The 17,311-nt window shown below is 63.0% G+C and carries 18 protein-coding genes; 9 read left to right on the top strand and 9 right to left on the bottom strand.

Annotated elements, in window-relative coordinates:
- Positions 1 to 32: 32 nt before the first annotated feature.
- Positions 33 to 953, bottom strand: coding sequence for an IS1595 family transposase (locus tag LB525_RS14495; RefSeq protein ID WP_224545115.1), 921 nt, complete (start codon positions 951 to 953; stop codon positions 33 to 35).
- A gap of 152 nt (positions 954 to 1,105) precedes the next feature.
- On the opposite strand from LB525_RS14495, the gene LB525_RS14500 reads away from it, so the two are divergent.
- Together LB525_RS14500 and LB525_RS14505 are read left to right on the top strand one after the other, a co-directional pair.
- The gene (locus LB525_RS14500) at positions 1,106 to 1,585 is read left to right on the top strand and encodes a hypothetical protein (protein ID WP_140846485.1); all 480 of its coding nucleotides are present in this window, start codon (positions 1,106 to 1,108) and stop codon (positions 1,583 to 1,585) included.
- 116 nt (positions 1,586 to 1,701) lie between these two features.
- A complete protein-coding gene (locus LB525_RS14505; protein WP_140846491.1) occupies positions 1,702 to 1,929 on the top strand; it encodes a hypothetical protein in 228 nt (75 codons plus the stop codon).
- Positions 1,930 to 1,974: 45 nt separating this feature from the next.
- Here LB525_RS14505 and LB525_RS14510 read toward each other — a convergent pair whose 3' ends face one another.
- Entirely contained in the window at positions 1,975 to 2,226 is a 252-nt protein-coding gene (locus tag LB525_RS14510; RefSeq protein WP_140846498.1) for a hypothetical protein, read from the bottom strand.
- A 125-nt stretch (positions 2,227 to 2,351) separates the two neighbouring features.
- Between LB525_RS14510 and LB525_RS14515 the strand changes: the two genes are divergently transcribed.
- Complete coding sequence (locus tag LB525_RS14515; protein ID WP_224545116.1) at positions 2,352 to 2,822, top strand: nucleoside deaminase; 471 nt, start codon at positions 2,352 to 2,354, stop codon at positions 2,820 to 2,822.
- Positions 2,823 to 2,835: 13 nt separating this feature from the next.
- Here the strand turns inward: LB525_RS14515 and cueR are convergent, their stop codons facing one another.
- Positions 2,836 to 3,225, bottom strand: a complete 390-nt coding sequence (cueR, locus tag LB525_RS14520; protein ID WP_140846512.1) for a Cu(I)-responsive transcriptional regulator — start codon at positions 3,223 to 3,225, stop codon at positions 2,836 to 2,838.
- A 227-nt stretch (positions 3,226 to 3,452) separates the two neighbouring features.
- On the opposite strand from cueR, the gene LB525_RS14525 reads away from it, so the two are divergent.
- Positions 3,453 to 4,070 (top strand): L,D-transpeptidase, encoded by a 618-nt coding sequence (locus LB525_RS14525; RefSeq protein ID WP_140802045.1) that lies wholly within the window; start codon positions 3,453 to 3,455, stop codon positions 4,068 to 4,070.
- A gap of 158 nt (positions 4,071 to 4,228) precedes the next feature.
- Here the strand turns inward: LB525_RS14525 and LB525_RS14530 are convergent, their stop codons facing one another.
- The 3 genes from LB525_RS14530 to trpS all read right to left on the bottom strand — a co-directional run bounded on the left by LB525_RS14530 (position 4,229) and on the right by trpS (position 6,658).
- Complete coding sequence (locus LB525_RS14530; protein ID WP_095766114.1) at positions 4,229 to 4,798, bottom strand: NifU family protein; 570 nt, start codon at positions 4,796 to 4,798, stop codon at positions 4,229 to 4,231.
- 201 nt (positions 4,799 to 4,999) lie between these two features.
- Positions 5,000 to 5,491, bottom strand: coding sequence for a universal stress protein (locus LB525_RS14535; RefSeq protein ID WP_095766113.1), 492 nt, complete (start codon positions 5,489 to 5,491; stop codon positions 5,000 to 5,002).
- Positions 5,492 to 5,590: 99 nt separating this feature from the next.
- Positions 5,591 to 6,658, bottom strand: coding sequence for a tryptophan--tRNA ligase (trpS, locus tag LB525_RS14540; protein WP_224545117.1), 1,068 nt, complete (start codon positions 6,656 to 6,658; stop codon positions 5,591 to 5,593).
- A gap of 234 nt (positions 6,659 to 6,892) precedes the next feature.
- Here trpS and LB525_RS14545 point away from each other — a divergent pair, with 234 nt between their 5' ends.
- Both LB525_RS14545 and LB525_RS14550 read left to right on the top strand, forming a co-directional pair.
- Positions 6,893 to 7,138, top strand: a complete 246-nt coding sequence (locus tag LB525_RS14545; protein ID WP_224545118.1) for a type II toxin-antitoxin system VapB family antitoxin — start codon at positions 6,893 to 6,895, stop codon at positions 7,136 to 7,138.
- Positions 7,138 to 7,542: a type II toxin-antitoxin system VapC family toxin gene (locus LB525_RS14550; protein ID WP_095766110.1), complete on the top strand. Its 405-nt coding sequence runs from the start codon at positions 7,138 to 7,140 to the stop codon at positions 7,540 to 7,542. The genes LB525_RS14545 and LB525_RS14550 overlap by 1 nt, the downstream gene beginning before the upstream one ends.
- On the opposite strand, the gene murJ is transcribed toward LB525_RS14550, so the two are convergent.
- Both murJ and LB525_RS14560 read right to left on the bottom strand, forming a co-directional pair.
- On the bottom strand, positions 7,517 to 9,124 hold the full coding sequence (murJ, locus tag LB525_RS14555; protein WP_224545119.1) for a murein biosynthesis integral membrane protein MurJ: 1,608 nt from the start codon (positions 9,122 to 9,124) through the stop codon (positions 7,517 to 7,519). The genes LB525_RS14550 and murJ overlap by 26 nt on opposite strands.
- A gap of 39 nt (positions 9,125 to 9,163) precedes the next feature.
- The gene (locus LB525_RS14560; RefSeq protein ID WP_224527011.1) at positions 9,164 to 11,965 is read right to left on the bottom strand and encodes a [protein-PII] uridylyltransferase; all 2,802 of its coding nucleotides are present in this window, start codon (positions 11,963 to 11,965) and stop codon (positions 9,164 to 9,166) included.
- A 185-nt stretch (positions 11,966 to 12,150) separates the two neighbouring features.
- On the opposite strand from LB525_RS14560, the gene LB525_RS14565 reads away from it, so the two are divergent.
- The 3 genes from LB525_RS14565 (at position 12,151) to LB525_RS14575 (ending at position 16,021) form a co-directional block, all read left to right on the top strand.
- Complete coding sequence (locus LB525_RS14565; protein WP_224545120.1) at positions 12,151 to 14,655, top strand: heavy metal translocating P-type ATPase; 2,505 nt, start codon at positions 12,151 to 12,153, stop codon at positions 14,653 to 14,655.
- Between the two features lie 41 nt (positions 14,656 to 14,696).
- Complete coding sequence (locus LB525_RS14570; protein WP_224545121.1) at positions 14,697 to 15,086, top strand: DUF305 domain-containing protein; 390 nt, start codon at positions 14,697 to 14,699, stop codon at positions 15,084 to 15,086.
- An 89-nt stretch (positions 15,087 to 15,175) separates the two neighbouring features.
- Positions 15,176 to 16,021 carry an aldo/keto reductase gene (locus tag LB525_RS14575; RefSeq protein WP_224545122.1) on the top strand — a complete coding sequence of 282 codons (846 nt, stop codon included), beginning with the start codon at positions 15,176 to 15,178 and terminating at the stop codon, positions 16,019 to 16,021.
- 225 nt (positions 16,022 to 16,246) lie between these two features.
- Here the strand turns inward: LB525_RS14575 and LB525_RS14580 are convergent, their stop codons facing one another.
- Positions 16,247 to 17,173, bottom strand: coding sequence for an IS110 family transposase (locus LB525_RS14580; RefSeq protein WP_224545238.1), 927 nt, complete (start codon positions 17,171 to 17,173; stop codon positions 16,247 to 16,249).
- Between the last annotated feature and the right edge of the window lie 138 nt (positions 17,174 to 17,311).

Genomic DNA, 17,311 nt, shown 5'->3' on the forward strand with positions numbered 1-17,311 from the left:
CAGTCGCACCACCACATGAACGGTCTTGGAGCTTACCCGGCGAACGAGTCCCGGTACTTCAAACGCTTTCCAACGATGCCAGCCATAGCCCTCACCGTCCTATTGTTGTCATCGACGCCAAGCGCGATGCGGTTACTGTAGCGGAAATCCAACTCGGCTAGATAGCGGTGAAGATGCTGCTCACCGCAATGTTGGTAAACACCCTTCATGCCGCGCTTGAAGATGCTGTAGTAGCCTTCGACCGTATTCGTATGCACATCGCCGCGCACGTACTCATCCGTAGAGTGCGTGACGAATCCATGCGAGGCGAAATCCTGGCCGGCGCGGCGATAGATACCGCTCTCGTCGGTCATGAGCCGGCTTTCGCGAGCGATGTTGGCGCGGACGATCGGCATGACGTTGCCCATGCGGGCGGTATCAACATGGAAGGAAGGGGCGCGACCGCCACGCTCGACCAGCGTAACGACAGAGTTCTTGTATGCGCCGCCGCCACGCTTCACGGGAGCGCCTTTCAGGCGACCGATGTACGTCTCGTCAACTTCGACCTGCTTGCCCTCGCCACCCATCGGGGAAAGGACGCCATCGCGCATAGCCTCACGCAAGCGATGGAACATGAACCAAGCCGTCTTGTACTGGACCTGCAAAGTACGGTGCAGTTGGTGAGCGCTGATGCCCTTCTTGCTGGACGCGAGTAGGTGTGCAGCCTGCCACCATTTATGAAGCGGCACATGGCTGCTTTCGAACACCGTTCCGACCTTCACGGTGAACTGCTTCTTGCATTCCAAACAGCGGCGAAGGCCTGTGCGAGCGGTTGCGCCAGTCACGCGGGTAATGCGCGTCTGTTCGCAGTTGCCACACTTCGGGCAAACCGGACCTTCCGGCCACACAATCGCTTCCAGCCGCTCAAAAGCAGCTTCTTTGTTGTGAAAATGTGGCTCGGAAAGGACGCTCATAACCCGGATTCCTACTGTGGATTCAAGGTATCAGCGGTTCTCGTGTTTGTAAAGTACATAATCGCCTGTCAAGCCGACCATTATGACCACGGAATATGTTCCTAGACAGGCCGGCCCTACCCTGGATAGGCGTCACATGGTAAAGACCGCTGATGCGTGTCGCGAAGTTTAATTTCATATTGATGGCAATCGCTGCTTGTCTCGCTATCGCTGCAGCGGATCCTTCCGAAATGACGCCCGCACAGTTGGTAGGGAACTACATCAACCTCTCGGTCGAAAATCCCGAGCAGGCCAAGGCGCTCCTAGTGCCGGATGCGACCGCTATCATATTCGACTACGGTTTGCCTTTGGCGGAGAATTTCCCAGAGTTCGTTAAACTTCTTCCAGGATCGGGCTGTTCAAAGCCACTCATTCGGACTGAGGGAAAAGCCGCACACGGCACCAACGGTCACACAGATGCTGTCATTGTCAGAGTTGAATGGCAGTGCACCAAGCCAACGGAGTTCGTGCTAGCCTCAAACGTGTTGCGCTTCGTCGTTGCCCAGCAAAAAATAGTAGCGGTAGTATTTGAAGACCCGCCCGGCTATCCGCCCAGGTTGAACAGTGGGAACGTCAATCCAAACGGTCCCTAGCTGCAAGCCTTAGGCGTGAGCCGAGTCTCTGTTTGTAAAGTACGCATCGTCTGAGGGCAGGGGGGGTATCTGGTTGACAGGCCGCTGCTCAAATCAGGCGAGCACATGAAAGGCGCATGATGAAACCCAGCAAGTTTATGATGAGAGTCGTTATGGTCGCTATGGAGCTTGCTCTAGTCTGGTTGGTTGCCCAATCCCTTTGGACGGGCCGGATTCCTTTTAAGGATGACGCTGTAGAGCGCGGCCATGACCCATTTACCTACTGGGTCGAGTTGGCCGTGATCGTGTTCGGGATGGTAACCGTGCCGCTCTGGATGATCTACCGGGAACGGCAAGGGCGCTAAGGGATGTTACTTCGACCCCAAACCGCCACCGGCTGAATGGCACCTTTACTCCGAGTCCCCCGCTCGAAACTCATCCGCCAGAAGCCTGGCCAAGTGGTCGCGGCTCAGGCTCAATGTCTCTTTCAGGAACCACAGGAAATTGCTCGGACCGTCGGTCGGCAGGCCGTTTTCTTCGGCCTGGGTGATGACCGCGCGCTGGCGCTCGATCCGCTGTTCGATCTCGCGGATATGCTGCTCGACCCGTTCGATGTCCTCGTGGATGGCCATCCCGGCAATCTCATTGTAGGTGATCGTCAAAATAGCATCAAACCAGGAACGGGTGGAGCGCAAAGCCAAGTAGATGCTTGAGCCGTGGTTCAGAGAAGATTAGCCTTGCTGGTCATGCCTCATGGCAGCAATCTCGCCATGAAAGGAATTTTCCCATGACCCGCGACCAGATGCTCGCCCACCTCCGGTCCGCCGATGCCGTCGCGCGCGAGGCGGCGGCGCATGGGCATCATCCGTTCGGCTGCGTGCTGGTCGGGCCGGACGATCGCATTTTGATGCGGCAGGGCAATCTCGACACGGTGCGCCATGCCGAGACCGAGTTGGCCCGCCGCGCCGCAGCGGCCTATGAGCCGGAGTTGCTGTGGCAATGCACGCTGGTCTCGACCTTCGAACCATGTGCGATGTGCGCCGGCACGATGTACTGGGCGAATATCGGGCGCCTGGTCTATGGGGTCGAGGAAACCAGCCTCCTGGCGCTCACCGGGGATCATGCGGAAAATCCGACGATGAACCTCGCCTCGCGCGCCGTCTTCGCCTCCGGCCAGAAGAAGATCGAGGTGTTCGGCCCCTTTCCCGAAATCGCGGACGAGATGCTCGCCCCGCACCGCGATTTCTGGAAGCGCTGACAGGCCTCGGACCTTAGGCCGCGCCCGCCATGTCGTCGAGGATTGGGCAGTCCGGCCGGTCGTCGCCATGGCAGGCGTGGATCAGTGTCTGCAGCGTCAAGCGCATCGACTGCAATTCGCGTACCTTCTCCTCGATCGCCCTGACATGGGCGGCGGCGATCTCGCGCACGTCATGGCTGGCGCGGCCGCGGTCCTGATAGAGCGCCATCAGCTGCCTGCAATCGTCGATTGAGAAGCCGAGATTGCGCGCACGGCGCAGGAAGGCGAGCCGGTGGATATCGTCGCGGGAGTAATCGCGATAGCCGTTCCCGGCTCGCGCCGGGCGGATCAGTCCGATTTCCTCATAGTAGCGAATGGTCTTGGCCGGCAGGCCGGAACGCTCCGCGGCATCACCGACATTCATGGCGCTCTCCTCGCATCGCAGGCGGCTTCCCAAGTCGCCCCATTGATTTTGCTTCATAATCCTGTAAGGCCTGTTGCGAAAATGCCGCAGTCGGGCACTTACCGGCGCGTAAGGCCTTGCATATAGGCAGTGCGCGCTTGGCAAGCAAAAGAAATGCCAGCATGAATGGTGGCAACAAAGCGGCCGACTCGTGCCGCTGGTATCGAGGCGGGGCGTCGGACCTTTTCATGCGCTTGAAGTCATTTGCAATCCTCGCCGCTCTTGCGCTGTCGACCGCGATCAGCGGGTGCAGCACCATCGGTGGGCAAATGTTCACCAACAACTATGGCGCGATGACCGATGCCGGCTATCAGCTGCCGCGCATCCCGATCGAGAAGGTCCCCGCCAGGTACCACCGCCAGGAAGTGCGGTACGACTCGTCGGAGAAGCCGGGCACCATCATCGTCGATACGCAGAACAAGTTCCTCTATTTCATCGAGGGCGACGGCATGGCGATGCGCTACGGCATCGGCGTCGGCCGCGAGGGTTTTGAATGGCACGGCACAGCCCATATCGCGCTGAAGCGCGAATGGCCGACCTGGACGCCGCCCTCGCAGATGATCAAGCGCCAGCCCGAGCTCGCCAAGTTCGCCGGCGGCATGGAACCGGGCCTGAAGAACCCGCTCGGCGCGCGCGCCATGTATCTCTTCAACAAGGGCGGCGACATGGGCTACCGCCTGCATGGCAGCCCGGAATGGTTCTCGATCGGCAAGGCGATGTCGTCGGGCTGCATCCGGCTGATGAACCAGGACATTATCGATCTTTACGACCGCACGTCGGTCGGCGCCAAGGTCATCGTGATGTGATCACGAAGGCCGAGGCCAAAAGCTTTCGCAAGCGGACCGTCTAGGCAACAACAAGACGTCCAAAAACAGAAAACCGGGCTGTTGGGGCCCGGTTTTTTGTTTTTGCGATCTTGGATCGGAATTCGCTTCGCCGCACGACGCGGCCGGCCAGTGGGTTCTCAGGCGACCTGCTCGACCTGCTGTACTTCCGGAACAAAATGGCGAAGCAGGTTCTGGATGCCGTGCTTCAGCGTTGCCGTCGATGACGGGCAGCCGGCGCAGGCGCCCTTCATGTGCAGGAACACGGTGCCGTTCTCAAAGCCGCGGAAGGTGATGTCGCCGCCGTCCTGGGCAACGGCGGGGCGCACGCGCGTGTCGAGCAGTTCCTTGATGGTCAGCACCAGCTCTTCGTCGGCCTTGTCGTAGAACTCGCCGGTCTCGCCGGCTTCGCTCGCCGGAGCGGTCGCGGCCATGACCGGCGCACCGGACATGAAATGCTCCATGATGGCACCGAGGATCGCCGGCTTCAGGTGCTGCCAGTCCGGACCATCCTTGGTCACGGTGATGAAATCATAGCCGAAGAAGACGCCGGTGACGCCCGGGATCTCGAACAGGCGGCCGGCCAGCGGCGAGGCCTCCGCCGCGGCTTCGGCATTGCGGAAATCGGCTGTGCCTTCGCGCAGCACTTCCTTGCCCGGCAGGAATTTCAGCGTCGCCGGGTTCGGCGTCGATTCGGTCTGGATGAACATGGGTATCTCCAGGCCCTTCCCGGGCCGATAGTTTGGAATAATTCTAAATAGGCTCTATCGGCTGGACATTCAAGCGAAACGCGTCGCTGGAACGGCTGGCTGGCGGAATGTTTTTCGGCTTCTATCACGAATATCGAGGTGGATCGAGATTCGGGTCAGGCGGCCATTTGCAGGCCGGCCTCACCTGAATATCGAAGCACCTCAAGCTAGGCTGTCGATCTCTTCGTCGGACAGGTTCTGCGGCACCACCGTGACCGGAATGGGAAAAGCCGCGCCGCGCCCGGCGACCGCGCTGACCAGCGGCCCTGGGCCTTCCTTGCCGGCGCCGGCGGCCAGCACAAGGATGGCGATGTCCTGGTCTTCCTCGATCAGTTTGTGGATTTCTTCCGTCGGCTTGCCTTCGCGCACCACCAGCTCCGGCTCGATCCCCGCATGCTGGCGCACCTTGTTGGCGTAGCCGTCGAGCGCCGCGCGGGCTGTCGCCGTGGCTTCCTCGCGCATGATCTTTTCCACACCCAGCCAGTGCTGGAAGTCGTCCGGCTCGATGACGTAGAGCAGCACCAGCACGCCGCTGGTGCTTTGCGCCCGCTTCGAGGCATAGGCGACGGCGCGCTCGCATTCGGGCGTGTCGTCGATGATCGCCAGGAACTTGCGGCGATGGCCGGCTTCGCGGCTGAGGCGTTTGGAGACCATGTCTATCTGCTCGGTATGGTTTCGGTCGCAATCTGCCACTGCCGCGAACCGGCGGCAAGCCGCCGGCCGGCGCGGCAATGGTCCGAGGAGGTCGTTGGATCAGTCCTGCAGAAGGCCGATAATGTCGCGCACCGTCTTCATCGTGCCCTCGGCGATTGCGCGGGCCCGGTCGCCGCCATCCTTGAGCACGGCGTCGACATAGGCGCGGTCGCCCTCGATGCGGCGCATCTCGGAAGCGATCGGCGCCAGCTTCTCCACGGCAAGATCGGCAAGCGCCGGCTTGAACACGGAAAACTGTTGCCCGCCATACTCCTTCAGCACCTCTTCCTTCGAGATTTCCGCGAGGCCGGCATAGATGCCGACGAGATTCTCCGCTTCGGGCCGGCTTTCCAGCCCGTCGACCTCGCTCGGCAAGGCCTCCGGATCGGTCTTGGCCTTGCGGATCTTCTTCGAGATGGTGTCGGCATCATCGGTAAGGTTGATGCGTGACAGGTCCGACGGGTCCGACTTCGACATTTTCTTCGAGCCGTCGCGCAGGCTCATGATGCGCGCCGCCGGGCCGCCGATCACCGGTTCAGTAATCGGGAAATAGCCGTTCACCGTCTCTTCGCCGACCTGCATTTCGACGCCGACGCCAAGTGCTGCGATCTTCTCGGAGAAGTCGTTGTTGAATTTCTGGGCGATGTCGCGGGTCAGCTCCAGATGCTGCTTCTGGTCCTCGCCCACCGGCACATGCGTTGCGCGGTAAAGCAGGATGTCGGCGGCCATCAGGCTCGGATAGGCAAGCAGGCCGAGCGAGGCGTTCTCGCGGTCCTTGCCGGCTTTGTCCTTGAACTGCGTCATCCGGTACATCCACCCGATGCGTGCCACACAGTTGAGGATCCAGGCGAGCTCGGCGTGCTGCATGACCCGCGACTGGTTGAAGACGATGTGCTTCTTGGGGTCGATGCCGGAGGCCAGGAACGCTGCGGTGATCGAGCGCGTCTGGTCGCCCAGGTCCTGATACACGAGCTGCGCCGTCAGCGAGTGCAGGTCTACGACGCAATAGATGCAGTCGGACTGTTCCTGGAGGGCGACGAATTTCTTGATGGCGCCGAGATAGTTGCCGAGATGCAGGTTGCCGGTCGGCTGGACGCCCGAAAAGACGAGTGGCTTGAAGGCGGACATGAATTCCTCATGGCTTGTGGAGGGCCGTCTAAGCATGATTCCAAAAAGTTGCAGACTTTTTGGAGCCAATCATGCGGCTGGAAACCGCGCGCGGCGAAAGTCTTGCGACGGCGCGCTTATGGACGAAGCACGTTGCGGGATCAAGAGGCGCGGACGAGCTGGCATGGGGCATCGGTACGTTGACATTTGCCGTGCATAGGCTACATATTCCTAACTACATAAAGGAATGTAGCCATGGCCATCAACATCAACAATAAGGAAGCCGACAGGTTGACGCGCGCTTTCGCCAAAGCTGAAGGGGTCGGCATCACCGAGGCAATCGTGATCGCCATGCGCGAAGCCTTGGAGCGGCGCCGCAATCGCGAGACGCCGCTGGAAACGGCGGCACGACTGCGAGCCGAGTTTGGAATCAAGCTTAGCGAACAAGCGCGCAAACCGCTGCCGCAGTCCGTTTATGATGAACTTTCCGGCGACGACTGATGTTTGTCGACGCCGCAGCCATCGTCGCGATCCTAAGCAACGAGACGGAAGCCGAGCGATGCGCGCAGGCCGTCATGAAGGCATCGGCACCGTTCACGTCGGCGATAGCCGTTTGGGAGGCAGCGATGGCGCTCGCGCGACCAGAAAAGCTGGCGATTCCGGTCGCCAGAAGCGCGGAGATTGTAGACCGCTTTCTGGAAGAGCGGGCGATTGCCTTGCACGAGCTTCCGCCTGCATCCGAGGCAACATCCCTATCCGTCGAGGCCGCTGCGCGGTTTCGCAACAATGCTATCCGCCTAAATATGGCGGACTGCTTCCACTACGCTTGCGCCCGATACTACGCCGTTCCGATACTTTCTACGGCCAACGAATTCCGACTCACGGATCTGGAGACTGTTCCCTGACGGGCGGTAGCGCCTTGGGTGAACGACGCTTGACGTTCCTCCGAAGCATCCCGAAATCGGCGCCGCCGGTGCCGAAGGCGGCGATGAAATAGAGCGCGGCGCCCCCGGCGACCAGCCCAAGCACCGTCGTCGCCTTCACCACGAGCGGCGAGCCAGGCCCAATCTGCGCGGCAAAGTGGCGCTCCGCGAAGTAAAGCGCCACGGCCATGATTACGGCGGAAAGCACCAGCCGGGGAATGCGTCGCAAGAGCGGCACGTCGCGGCCCCAATGCCCGCGCCTGATCAGCATGGCGAGCAGCATCAGCGCGTTGACCCAGCCGGCGACTGCCGAGGCGACCGCGATGCCCGGCGCGCCCATCGACGGGAACAGGCTCAGCGCCGTCGCGACATTCACGCCGACCGAGATGGCGGCAAAAATCATCGGCGTGCGCGTGTCCTCGCGGGCGAAATAGCCGGGCGTGAACGCCTTGATCAAAACGAAGGCGGGCAGGCCGAGGCCGAAGATCGCCAGAATCGAGGCGACGATCGGCGTCGAGTGGTTGGCGGCGAAGGCGCCGCGCTCATAGACCAGCCGCACGATCGGCTCAGACATCACCCAGAGCGCCGCGGCGGCGGGCAGCGTCATGAACAAGGTGAACTCGACCGAGCGGTTCTGCAGGTTGGCTGCCTCGACCAAATTGCCCGATTTCAGCGCCCGCGACAGTTCCGGCAACAGCACAATGGCGACGGCCACACCGACGACGCCGAGCGGCAGCTGGTAGATGCGGTCGGCATAGGCGAGCGACGACACGGCGCTGTTCTGCGCCGAGGCGATCGCCGTGCCGATCAGCTGGTTGATCTGCGTGATGCCGCCGGTGATCGCCGCCGGCAGTGCCAGGATCAGCAGCCGCTTGACGTTGGGCGTCATCTTCGGCCGGCGGAAGCCGATCGAGATGCCGGCATTGCGCACCGCGATCCAGACGATGGCGAGTTGCACGATGCCTGCCGCCAGCACGCCCCAGGACAGGCCGAAGCCGACATCATGCGCGTCCAGCCCGTGATACCAGGCATAGGCGAGCACGCCGATCAGGATGATGTTGAGGAAGGCCGGCGCGATCGCCGCCGCGAAATAGCGGCGCAGCGAGTTCAGCATCCCGGCCATCATGGCGCCGAGCGACATGCATATGAGATACGGGAACATGATTGTCGCAAGCCGGACAGTCGTCTCGAACTTGCCTGGAATGTCGGCAAAGCCCGGCGCCACCAGGTAGCGCACGATCAGCGGCATCGCCAGTTCCATCGCGATGGTCAGCGCCAGAAGCGCGGAGAACAGCACGCCGAACACTTCCTCCGAGAAGCGCTTGGCGCCGTCGGTGCCATGCTGCTCGATCTCCTTGGCGAACAGCGGCACGAAAGCGGCGTTGAAGGCGCCCTCGGCGAACAGCCGGCGGAAGGTGTTGGGAAACTGGAAGGCGGCGTTGAAGGCGTCGGCGACCGGTCCGGTGCCGAGCGCTGCCGCCATCAGCATCTCGCGGCCGAAGCCCAGTCCACGGCTCATCAGCGTGCCGGAGGCGACGGTGGCGAATTTCTTGACTAGGCTCATGCTGGGAACGACTGCCAGAAAAATTGCGTCAAATGGATGTCACTCGGCCGCCGCCTTGGCCTTGCCGTTGCGTTCGGACGAATTGCCTTCAAGCGTATCGATCAGCCGCTTGTGGATGGTGGCGGTGCGCGTCGGGCTGTCGATCTTCTGTCCGGTCAGGTCGGTAACGTAGAACGTGTCGATGACCTTCTCGCCGAACGTCGTGATATGCGCCGAGGCGATGTCGAGCGAAAGGTCGGAGAGCGTCCCGGTGATCTCGGACAGCAGGCCCGGCCGGTCCAGTCCCTCGACCTCGATCACCGAAAAACGGTTCGACAGCGTGTTGCGGATCTCGGCGCGCGGCGGAATCCGGAACGCCTTGGCGCCGCGCTTCGGTTTGGTGCGCTTCTCGATCATCTCGGGCAGCCAGCTCTTGCCCGAAAGCACGTCCTCGATCAGCCGGCCGACGCGCTCGGCGCGGCGGCGCTCGTCCTCGTCGCGGTCGAACTCCCTGGAGATCAGTATGGAATCCAGCGCGCGGCCGTCCGAGGTGGTGAAGATCTGCGCGTCGACGATGTTGCCGCCGGCCGCGGCACATGCCCCGGCAATGATCGAAAGCAGGCGCGGATGGTCCGGCGCCAGCACGGTGATCTCCGTCACCGCCTCGAACTCATGCGTCTTGACCATGGTGGCAAGCTTCTTGCCGGCCGCATCCGCCTCGCGGATGAATTCGGCATGGCGAAGCTGGTCGGCAAGGTCAACCGCCAGAAGGTAATTCTCGTAGTGCTGCGCGACATAGCGCTTGCGCTCCTTCGCCGGCCAGGCAGACAGTGCCTCGGCCAGCCGCTCGCGCGCCGCGGCCGTGCGCTCGGCGCGCGAGACTTCCGAAAAGCCGCCCGTCAGGAGCAGTTCGGTCTCATAATAGAGCGTGCGCAGCAACTGCCCCTTCCAGCCGTTCCACACGCCCGGCCCGACGCCCCTGATATCGCAGACGGTGAGGATCAAAAGCAGCTTCAGCCGCTCGGCCGATTGCACGATCGAAGCAAAATCCTCGATCGTCTTGCGGTCGTTGAGGTCGCGCGTCTGCGCTGTCATCGACATCACAAGATGGTTCTCGACAAGCCAGGCGACGGTCTCGGTGTCGGCGGCCGACAGCCCCATATGCGGGCAGATGCGCCGCGCGATCCTGGCGCCGGCTTCCGAATGGTCTTCGGGCCGGCCCTTGGCGATGTCGTGCAGCAGCACCGCGACATAGAGCGCCTCACGGCTCTTTCTCAGGCCAGGCATCAGCGTGTGCGACAGCGGATGCACCTTCGCGCCGTCGCCGCGCTCGATCTCGGCCAGCACGCCGATGCAGCGGATCAGATGCTCGTCCACCGTATAGTGGTGGTACATCGAGAACTGCATCATGGCGACGATCTTGCCGAAGTCCGGGATCAGCCTGCCGAGCAGCCCCGCCTCGTTCATGCGCCTGAGATTGAGCTCGGCATTGCGGTCCGATGTCAGGATGTCGAGGAACAGCCGGTTGGCCTCCTCGTCGCGCCGGAGCGACTTGTTGACGAGCCCGAGCGAGCGGGTGAGCAGCTTCAGCGCATCGGGGTGGAATTCCAATCCGTGCTTGTCGGCGAACCAGAACAGCCTCAGCAGGTTGACCGGGTCGCGCTCGAACACGCTGTCGTCGGCGATGTTGATGCGGTGGTTGTCGACAATGAAGTCGGAGGTGCCGGCAAGCTTGCGCTTGCGCCGCTGGAAGGTGAGGAAGATGCGGTTGAAGCCCGGCACATGCTTGGCCTGCTCTTCCTCGAGCGCCGCACAGAAGATGCGGGTGAGGTCGCCGACGTCCTTGGCGACGAGGAAATAGTGCTTCATGAAGCGCTCGACCGCCGACAGGCCGGGATGCGTCGTATAGCCCAGCCGCTCGGCGATCTCGCGCTGGATGTCGAAATGCAGCCGCTCTTCCGCCTTGCCGGTGAGGAAATGCATGTGGCAGCGCACCGCCCAGAGAAAATCCTCGGCCTTCTGGAATTCGCGATATTCGGCCTCGGTGAAGACGCCCTTCTCGACCAGTTCCTCGCCGGTGCGCACGCGGTAGAAATATTTGCCGATCCAAAACAGCGTCTGCAGGTCGCGCAGGCCGCCCTTGCCGTCCTTGACATTGGGCTCGACCAGATAGCGGCTTTCGCCGGCCTTGGCGTGGCGCTCGTCGCGCTCGGCGAGCTTGGCCTGCACATATTCCGGCCCGGTCGTGCGCACCACTTCATGGTCGAAGCGGGTGAGCAGTTCTTCATAGAGCTTCTGTTCGCCCCACAGGAAGCGCGCCTCGAGGATCGACGTGCGGATGGTGATGTCGCCGCGCGACAGCCTGAGGCACTCGTCGATGTTGCGGGTGGCGTGGCCGACCTTCAGCCCCATGTCCCACAGCATATAGAGCATGTATTCGACGATCTGCTCGCCCCATGGGGTCTGCTTGTAGGGCAGCAGGAAAAGCAGGTCGATGTCGGAACCCGGCGCCAGCGTGCCGCGGCCGTAGCCGCCGACGGCAACGACCGCCATGCGCTCGGCCGCGGACCGGTTCTTGACCCGATAGACATGGGTGGCGGCGAAATCATAGAGCGCCCGGATCAGTTCATCCATCAGATGCGACAGCCGCTCGGCGCAGGCATTGCCGCCGCCGTCCTGCTTGAGCATGGTCTCGGCGATCTTTCGCCCTTCGGCCATCCTGGCCTTGAGCAGTTGGAGGACGGCCGTGCGGGCAGCCGGTCCTGAGCCGTCGCCGGCGCTCGCCGCCGTCAACGCGGTCAAGTCGCGGCGCAACGCATCGCCATCGATGATTTCGTCGAGTTTCAGGGAGATCTTTGCCATTCGGCGGCGTCTATAGCCTGTTTTCGCGGCGCTGTGTATGGGGCAGGCGGCCGCGATTGCCATCGCGCAGAAGCGTAATCCGCAATCGCCCGGCCGATTTTCGCAAAAGTCGAAACTGGCTCTTGACCTTCCAGTTACTGGAAGGACTACCTCCGCCTCAATTCGAGAATTCCGAGGTATTGCTGATGACCCATTCCGACCACCACCACCATCATGCGCATGGCGGCGGCTGCTGCTCTACGAAGAATGTCGCGCCCGACACCGAAGCGGTGCTTCGCGACCCTGTCTGCGGCATGACGGTCGATCCGGCGGCCGGCAAGCCGACGGCCGAGCATGGCGGCCGCACCTTTCATTTCTGCAGCGAGCGCTGCCGCACGAAATTCCAGGCCGAGCCCGAGGGCTATTTGACGGCCACCGATCCCGTCTGCGGCATGAGCGTCGACCGCGCGAGCGCGAAGCACTTCGTTCGCCATGAAGGGCAGGGCTTCTATTTCTGCTCCGCCGGTTGCAAGGGCAAATTCGAGGCGGAGCCGGCAAAATACCTCGCTGGCCGGCCCGAGCCGCAGCCGATGCCCAAGGGCACGCAATACACCTGCCCGATGCATCCCGAGATCATCCGCGACAAGCCCGGCTCCTGTCCGATCTGCGGCATGGCGCTGGAACCGATGGGCGTGCCGACAGGCGAGGAAGGCCCGAATCCCGAGCTCGTCGATTTCACCCGCCGCTTCTGGGTCAGCGCGGTGCTCTCCGTGCCGCTCCTGATCATTGCCATGGCGCCGATGCTGGGCTTCAGCTTCGAAACCCTCATCGACGGCCGCACGAAGACCTGGGTGGAACTGGCGCTGGCGAGCCCGGTGGTGCTGTGGGCGGCGTTTCCGTTCTTCCATCGCGGCTGGGAATCGATCCTCAACCGTAGCCCGAATATGTGGACTCTGATCTCGCTGGGTGTCGGGGCCGCCTACCTCTACAGCGTGATCGCCGCCCTGTTCCCGGACGTCTTCCCGCATCAGTTCCGCGGTCATGACGGCGCCGTCCCGGTCTATTTCGAGGCCGCCGCCGTCATCGTCGCGCTGGTCTTTCTCGGCCAGGTGCTGGAACTCAAGGCCCGCGAGCGCACCGGCTCGGCCATCCGCGCCCTGCTCGACCTTGCCCCGAAGACAGCGCGGCTGATCGGCGCCGACGGCTCCGAGAAGGACGTACCGCTCGACAGCGTCAAGTCGGGCGACCGCTTGCGCATCCGTCCCGGCGATGCCGTGCCGGTCGACGGCATCGTGCTCGAGGGTCGGTCGGCGATCGATGAATCGATGATCACCGGCGAACCGCTGCCGGTCGAGAAGACGGAAGGCGACATGCTCACCGGCGGCACGCTGAACAAGAACGGCTCGCTGGTCATGCGCGCCGAGAAGGTCGGCGCCGAGACCACGCTGTCGCGCATTGTCGAGCTGGTCGCCAAGGCGCAGCGCTCGCGGGCGCCGATCCAGGGTCTCGCCGACCGCGTGTCCTTCTATTTCGTCCCGGCCGTCGTGCTGGTGGCGGTCCTGGCGTTCATCGCCTGGGCGCTCGTCGGCCCCGAACCGAGCCTGATCTTCGCCATCGTCTCGGCGGTGTCGGTGCTGATCATCGCCTGTCCCTGCGCGCTCGGTCTTGCGACGCCGATGTCGATCATGACCGCGACCGGGCGCGGCGCGCATGCCGGCGTGCTGATCAAGGAAGCGGCGGCATTGGAACGTTTCGCCTCGGTCGACACGCTGATCGTCGATAAGACCGGTACGCTGACCGAGGGCAAGCCGCGGCTTACCGATGTCGTTCCGGCCGCGGGCATCGGCGAGAACGAGCTGCTCGGCCTCGCGGCCGCGCTGGAAAAGGGCTCCGAGCATCCGCTGGCCGAGGCGATCGTCGAGGGCGCTGCCGCGCGCGGCCTGAAGCTGGCCGACGCGGTCGATTTCGAAGCCATTACCGGCAAGGGCGTTTCGGGCACGGTTTCGGGCAGGAAGGTCGCGCTCGGCAATGCGGCGATGATGGCGGACCTCGGCGTCGCAACGTCGGCTGCCAATACCGAGGCGCTGCAGGCCGAAGGCAAGACGGCCATGTTCGTGGCTGTCGAGGGCAGTTTCGCCGGCATCGTCGCTGTCGCCGATCCGGTAAAGACTACGACGGCCGAGGCGATCAAGGCGCTGCACGACAAGGGGCTGCGCATCATCATGGCGACAGGCGACAACGAGCGCACGGCACGAGCGATTGCCGGCAGGCTCGGCATCGACGAGGTCCGCGCCGGGTTGCTGCCGGATGAGAAGGGCGCGCTGGTCGAGGAACTGCGTGCCAAGGGCGCCGGCGTCGCCATGGCCGGCGACGGTGTCAACGACGCGCCGGCGCTGGCCGGCGCCGATGTCGGCATCGCCATGGGCACCGGCGCCGATGTCGCGGTCGAAAGCGCCGGCATCACGCTGGTCAAGGGCGACCTCAACGGCATCCTCAGGGCACGCACTCTCGCCCAGGCGACGATCCGCAACATCCGCCAGAACCTGTTCTTTGCCTTCCTCTACAACGTGCTCGGCGTGCCGGTCGCGGCCGGCGTGCTTTATCCGCTTACCGGCACGCTGCTGTCGCCGATGCTGGCGGCGGCGGCGATGAGCCTGTCATCGGTCTCCGTGATCGGCAACGCGCTGCGGCTGAGAACGTTGAAACTCTGAGCAAGACCCCCAGATACGCAATCCAACAGAAGGAGACTTGAATGACCCTGGCCAAGAAAATCGTGCTGCTTTTGATGGCGGCCGGAATGCTGCTCGCCGTGTTCCTCGAAAGCGTGCCGGCCTCTTCGGAGGAGATGAAGCACGACATGTCCAAGATGGCGATGGGCGCCCAGAGCCCGGCCACCGTCGGCTACGAGAAGGCGATGAAGAAGATGCATAAGGACATGACGATCAAATACACCGGCAATGCCGATGTCGATTTCGTCCGCAGCATGATCCCGCATCATCAGGGCGCCATCGACATGGCCAAGGTGGTGATCGCCAACGGCAAGGACCCGGAGATACGCAAGCTCGCTGAAGGCGTCGTCACGGCACAGGAAGCCGAGATCAAGCAGATGCAGGACTGGCTCGCCAAGCATCCGGCGAAATAGTCACTGCGGGAAATCCGGGCGGCCAGCCGGCGTCGGTCTGGATTTCCAACTGTGGCTGTGCTGCGATCCAGCCTTACGCGGAGAACGCCATGCCCTCGTTGATCAGAACCTTGAAGCTGCCGTCGGGCGAAACCGTCCCGGTGCTGGGCCAAGGCACCTGGAAGATGGGTGAGGATCGACGGCGCCACGCCGATGAGGTCGCGGCGCTGAAGCTTGGGCTGGACCTCGGCATGACGCTGATCGACACGGCCGAAATGTATGCCGATGGCGGCGCCGAGGAGGTGGTGGCGCAAGCCACCGCCGGGCGCCGCGACGAGACCTTCCTGGTCTCCAAAGTGCTGCCCTCCAACGCCTCGCGCGCCGGCGTGAAACGGGCCTGCGAGAGCAGCCTGAAGCGCCTCGCCACCGACCGCATCGATCTCTATCTGCTGCATTGGCCGGGCAGTGTGCCGCTTTCCGAAACCGTGCAGGCGTTCGAGGCGCTGAAAACGGAGGGCAAGATCCGCCACTGGGGCGTCAGCAATTTCGACACGGACGAGATGGAGAATCTAGTCAGTCTGCCGTCCGGCGGCAATGTCCAGACTAACCAGGTGCTTTACAACCTGTCGCGGCGCGGGCTCGAATTCGACCTTGCGCCGTGGAGCCGGCAGCGCCGCATACCGCTGATGGCCTATTCGCCGGTGGAGCAGGGCGCGCTGGCCCGCAATGCGCGGCTAGAGGCGGTCGCCGCCCGCCACAACGCAACGGCCGCGCAGATCGCGCTTGCCTGGATAATGATGCAGGACGGCGTCATCGCGATCCCGAAGGCCGGCCGCCAGGAGCATGTGCGCCAGAACGCCGCCGCGCTCGACATCGCTCTGACGGCGGAAGACCTTGCCGAGCTCGATCGCGCCTTCCCGCCGCCGACGCGCAAGCGCGGCCTGGAGATGATTTAGTGGCACTGCCACAGGGATGTTGATCGGCCGGCTCTGTTGTATGGCAGGCGGCATGCGCTGAAGATTGGCCGAAACGCCCATCGCGATCGTCATTCCAGGGCGGAGCAGCCGCGAAGCGGCGTCGCGGAGACCCTGGAATCCATTCCGTGACCTGGGCCGTGGGATGCGGCGAAGCAGAATTCTGCACCCTTGCTACGCCTCGAGGTCACGGAATGGCAACTGTGTTCACGCGAATGCGGTTTTGTCGCGAATGATAGCGTTGAGGACGACCAGGAGCTTCCTTGCGACGGCGATGATAGCGAGCTTCTTGGAGCCCGACCGGGCAGCAAGTGCGGTGTAGAAGGTCTTGAAGCGCTCACAGGTTCGAATGGCAGTGAGGGCTGCCATGTAGAGGGCGCGGCGCACACGTGATCGCCCGCCCTGGATCTGGCTCCTGCGGTTGAGCTTGCCGCTCTTGTTGTCGAACGGGGCAAGGCCGACGAGCGCGGCGATTGCCTTGGGTGAGCGCTTGCCGAGCTCGGGCAGGAGCGCCAGCAGCGAAAATGCGCCGACCTTGGAGACACCGGGCACAGAGACCATCAGCGCCTGGTCGCGAGCGGCGTCCTGGTTTTGACGAATGACGTCGGCGATCTGACTTTCGAGCGCCTTGATGCGCGTGTCGAGGTAGGCGATCGTTTCTTCCAGATCGGCAATGACGATCTCATTGAAGGCCTCGGCGAGGTGCTTCTTCGCCGTTGCCCGCATCTCGACCAGTTGATCGCGGTAGCGGGCAAGCGATTGAAGCTGCTCGACTTCTTCGCGCGGCGCCGGCTCGGCTTCAGGCTGATAGCGGCGGCCGTAGTCGCTCAGCATCCTGGCATCGAGAGGATCGGTCTTGGCGCGCCGTCTGGTCGACTTGGCATAGTGGTGGGTGTGCGCCGGGTTATGCCGCGAGAACGGCACGCCGGCCTTGGCCAGCGCGTGGCGCAGCAGCCGGTCATGGACGCCTGTCGCCTCCATGACAACGAAGTCGCGGCTGGGATCAAGGTCCGCCACACAGGCCGCGATCGCGTCGGCCTGGTTGTCGATGCGCCGAAGACGGCCGCTTGTCTCATCGAAAAAGTCGAGCCACTGTTTTGAGATGTCGCAGCCGACATAGTTCTGCATTATCATGTCCACGCCTCTTCCTGTGGTGCGGGGTCTGCTTGGAACAGCCCCGTGCAACTGTTCAGGTTGATGGTTCACCGGTGGGAAGGGACCGAGCCATGCCACGGCCTGTCCGAAAGGACGACCAGGATTCATTCGGTCTCC

It is taken from the genome of Mesorhizobium sp. CA16, assembly GCF_020165175.1.
GTDB lineage: Bacteria > Pseudomonadota > Alphaproteobacteria > Rhizobiales > Rhizobiaceae > Mesorhizobium.

Bases quoted from the DNA above. Each gene is read 5' to 3' on its own strand.
- LB525_RS14495 (WP_224545115.1), bottom strand. From the start codon at position 953: ATGAGCGTCCTTTCCGAGCCACATTTTCACAACAAAGAAGCTGCTTTT.
- LB525_RS14500 (WP_140846485.1), top strand. From the start codon at position 1,106: ATGCGTGTCGCGAAGTTTAATTTCATATTGATGGCAATCGCTGCTTGT.
- LB525_RS14505 (WP_140846491.1), top strand. From the start codon at position 1,702: ATGATGAAACCCAGCAAGTTTATGATGAGAGTCGTTATGGTCGCTATG.
- LB525_RS14515 (WP_224545116.1), top strand. From the start codon at position 2,352: ATGACCCGCGACCAGATGCTCGCCCACCTCCGGTCCGCCGATGCCGTC.
- cueR (WP_140846512.1), bottom strand. From the start codon at position 3,225: ATGAATGTCGGTGATGCCGCGGAGCGTTCCGGCCTGCCGGCCAAGACC.
- LB525_RS14525 (WP_140802045.1), top strand. From the start codon at position 3,453: ATGCGCTTGAAGTCATTTGCAATCCTCGCCGCTCTTGCGCTGTCGACC.
- LB525_RS14530 (WP_095766114.1), bottom strand. From the start codon at position 4,798: ATGTTCATCCAGACCGAATCGACGCCGAACCCGGCGACGCTGAAATTC.
- LB525_RS14535 (WP_095766113.1), bottom strand. From the start codon at position 5,491: ATGGTCTCCAAACGCCTCAGCCGCGAAGCCGGCCATCGCCGCAAGTTC.
- trpS (WP_224545117.1), bottom strand. From the start codon at position 6,658: ATGTCCGCCTTCAAGCCACTCGTCTTTTCGGGCGTCCAGCCGACCGGC.
- LB525_RS14545 (WP_224545118.1), top strand. From the start codon at position 6,893: ATGGCCATCAACATCAACAATAAGGAAGCCGACAGGTTGACGCGCGCT.
- LB525_RS14550 (WP_095766110.1), top strand. From the start codon at position 7,138: ATGTTTGTCGACGCCGCAGCCATCGTCGCGATCCTAAGCAACGAGACG.
- murJ (WP_224545119.1), bottom strand. From the start codon at position 9,124: ATGAGCCTAGTCAAGAAATTCGCCACCGTCGCCTCCGGCACGCTGATG.
- LB525_RS14560 (WP_224527011.1), bottom strand. From the start codon at position 11,965: ATGGCAAAGATCTCCCTGAAACTCGACGAAATCATCGATGGCGATGCG.
- LB525_RS14565 (WP_224545120.1), top strand. From the start codon at position 12,151: ATGACCCATTCCGACCACCACCACCATCATGCGCATGGCGGCGGCTGC.
- LB525_RS14570 (WP_224545121.1), top strand. From the start codon at position 14,697: ATGACCCTGGCCAAGAAAATCGTGCTGCTTTTGATGGCGGCCGGAATG.
- LB525_RS14575 (WP_224545122.1), top strand. From the start codon at position 15,176: ATGCCCTCGTTGATCAGAACCTTGAAGCTGCCGTCGGGCGAAACCGTC.
- LB525_RS14580 (WP_224545238.1), bottom strand. From the start codon at position 17,173: ATGATAATGCAGAACTATGTCGGCTGCGACATCTCAAAACAGTGGCTC.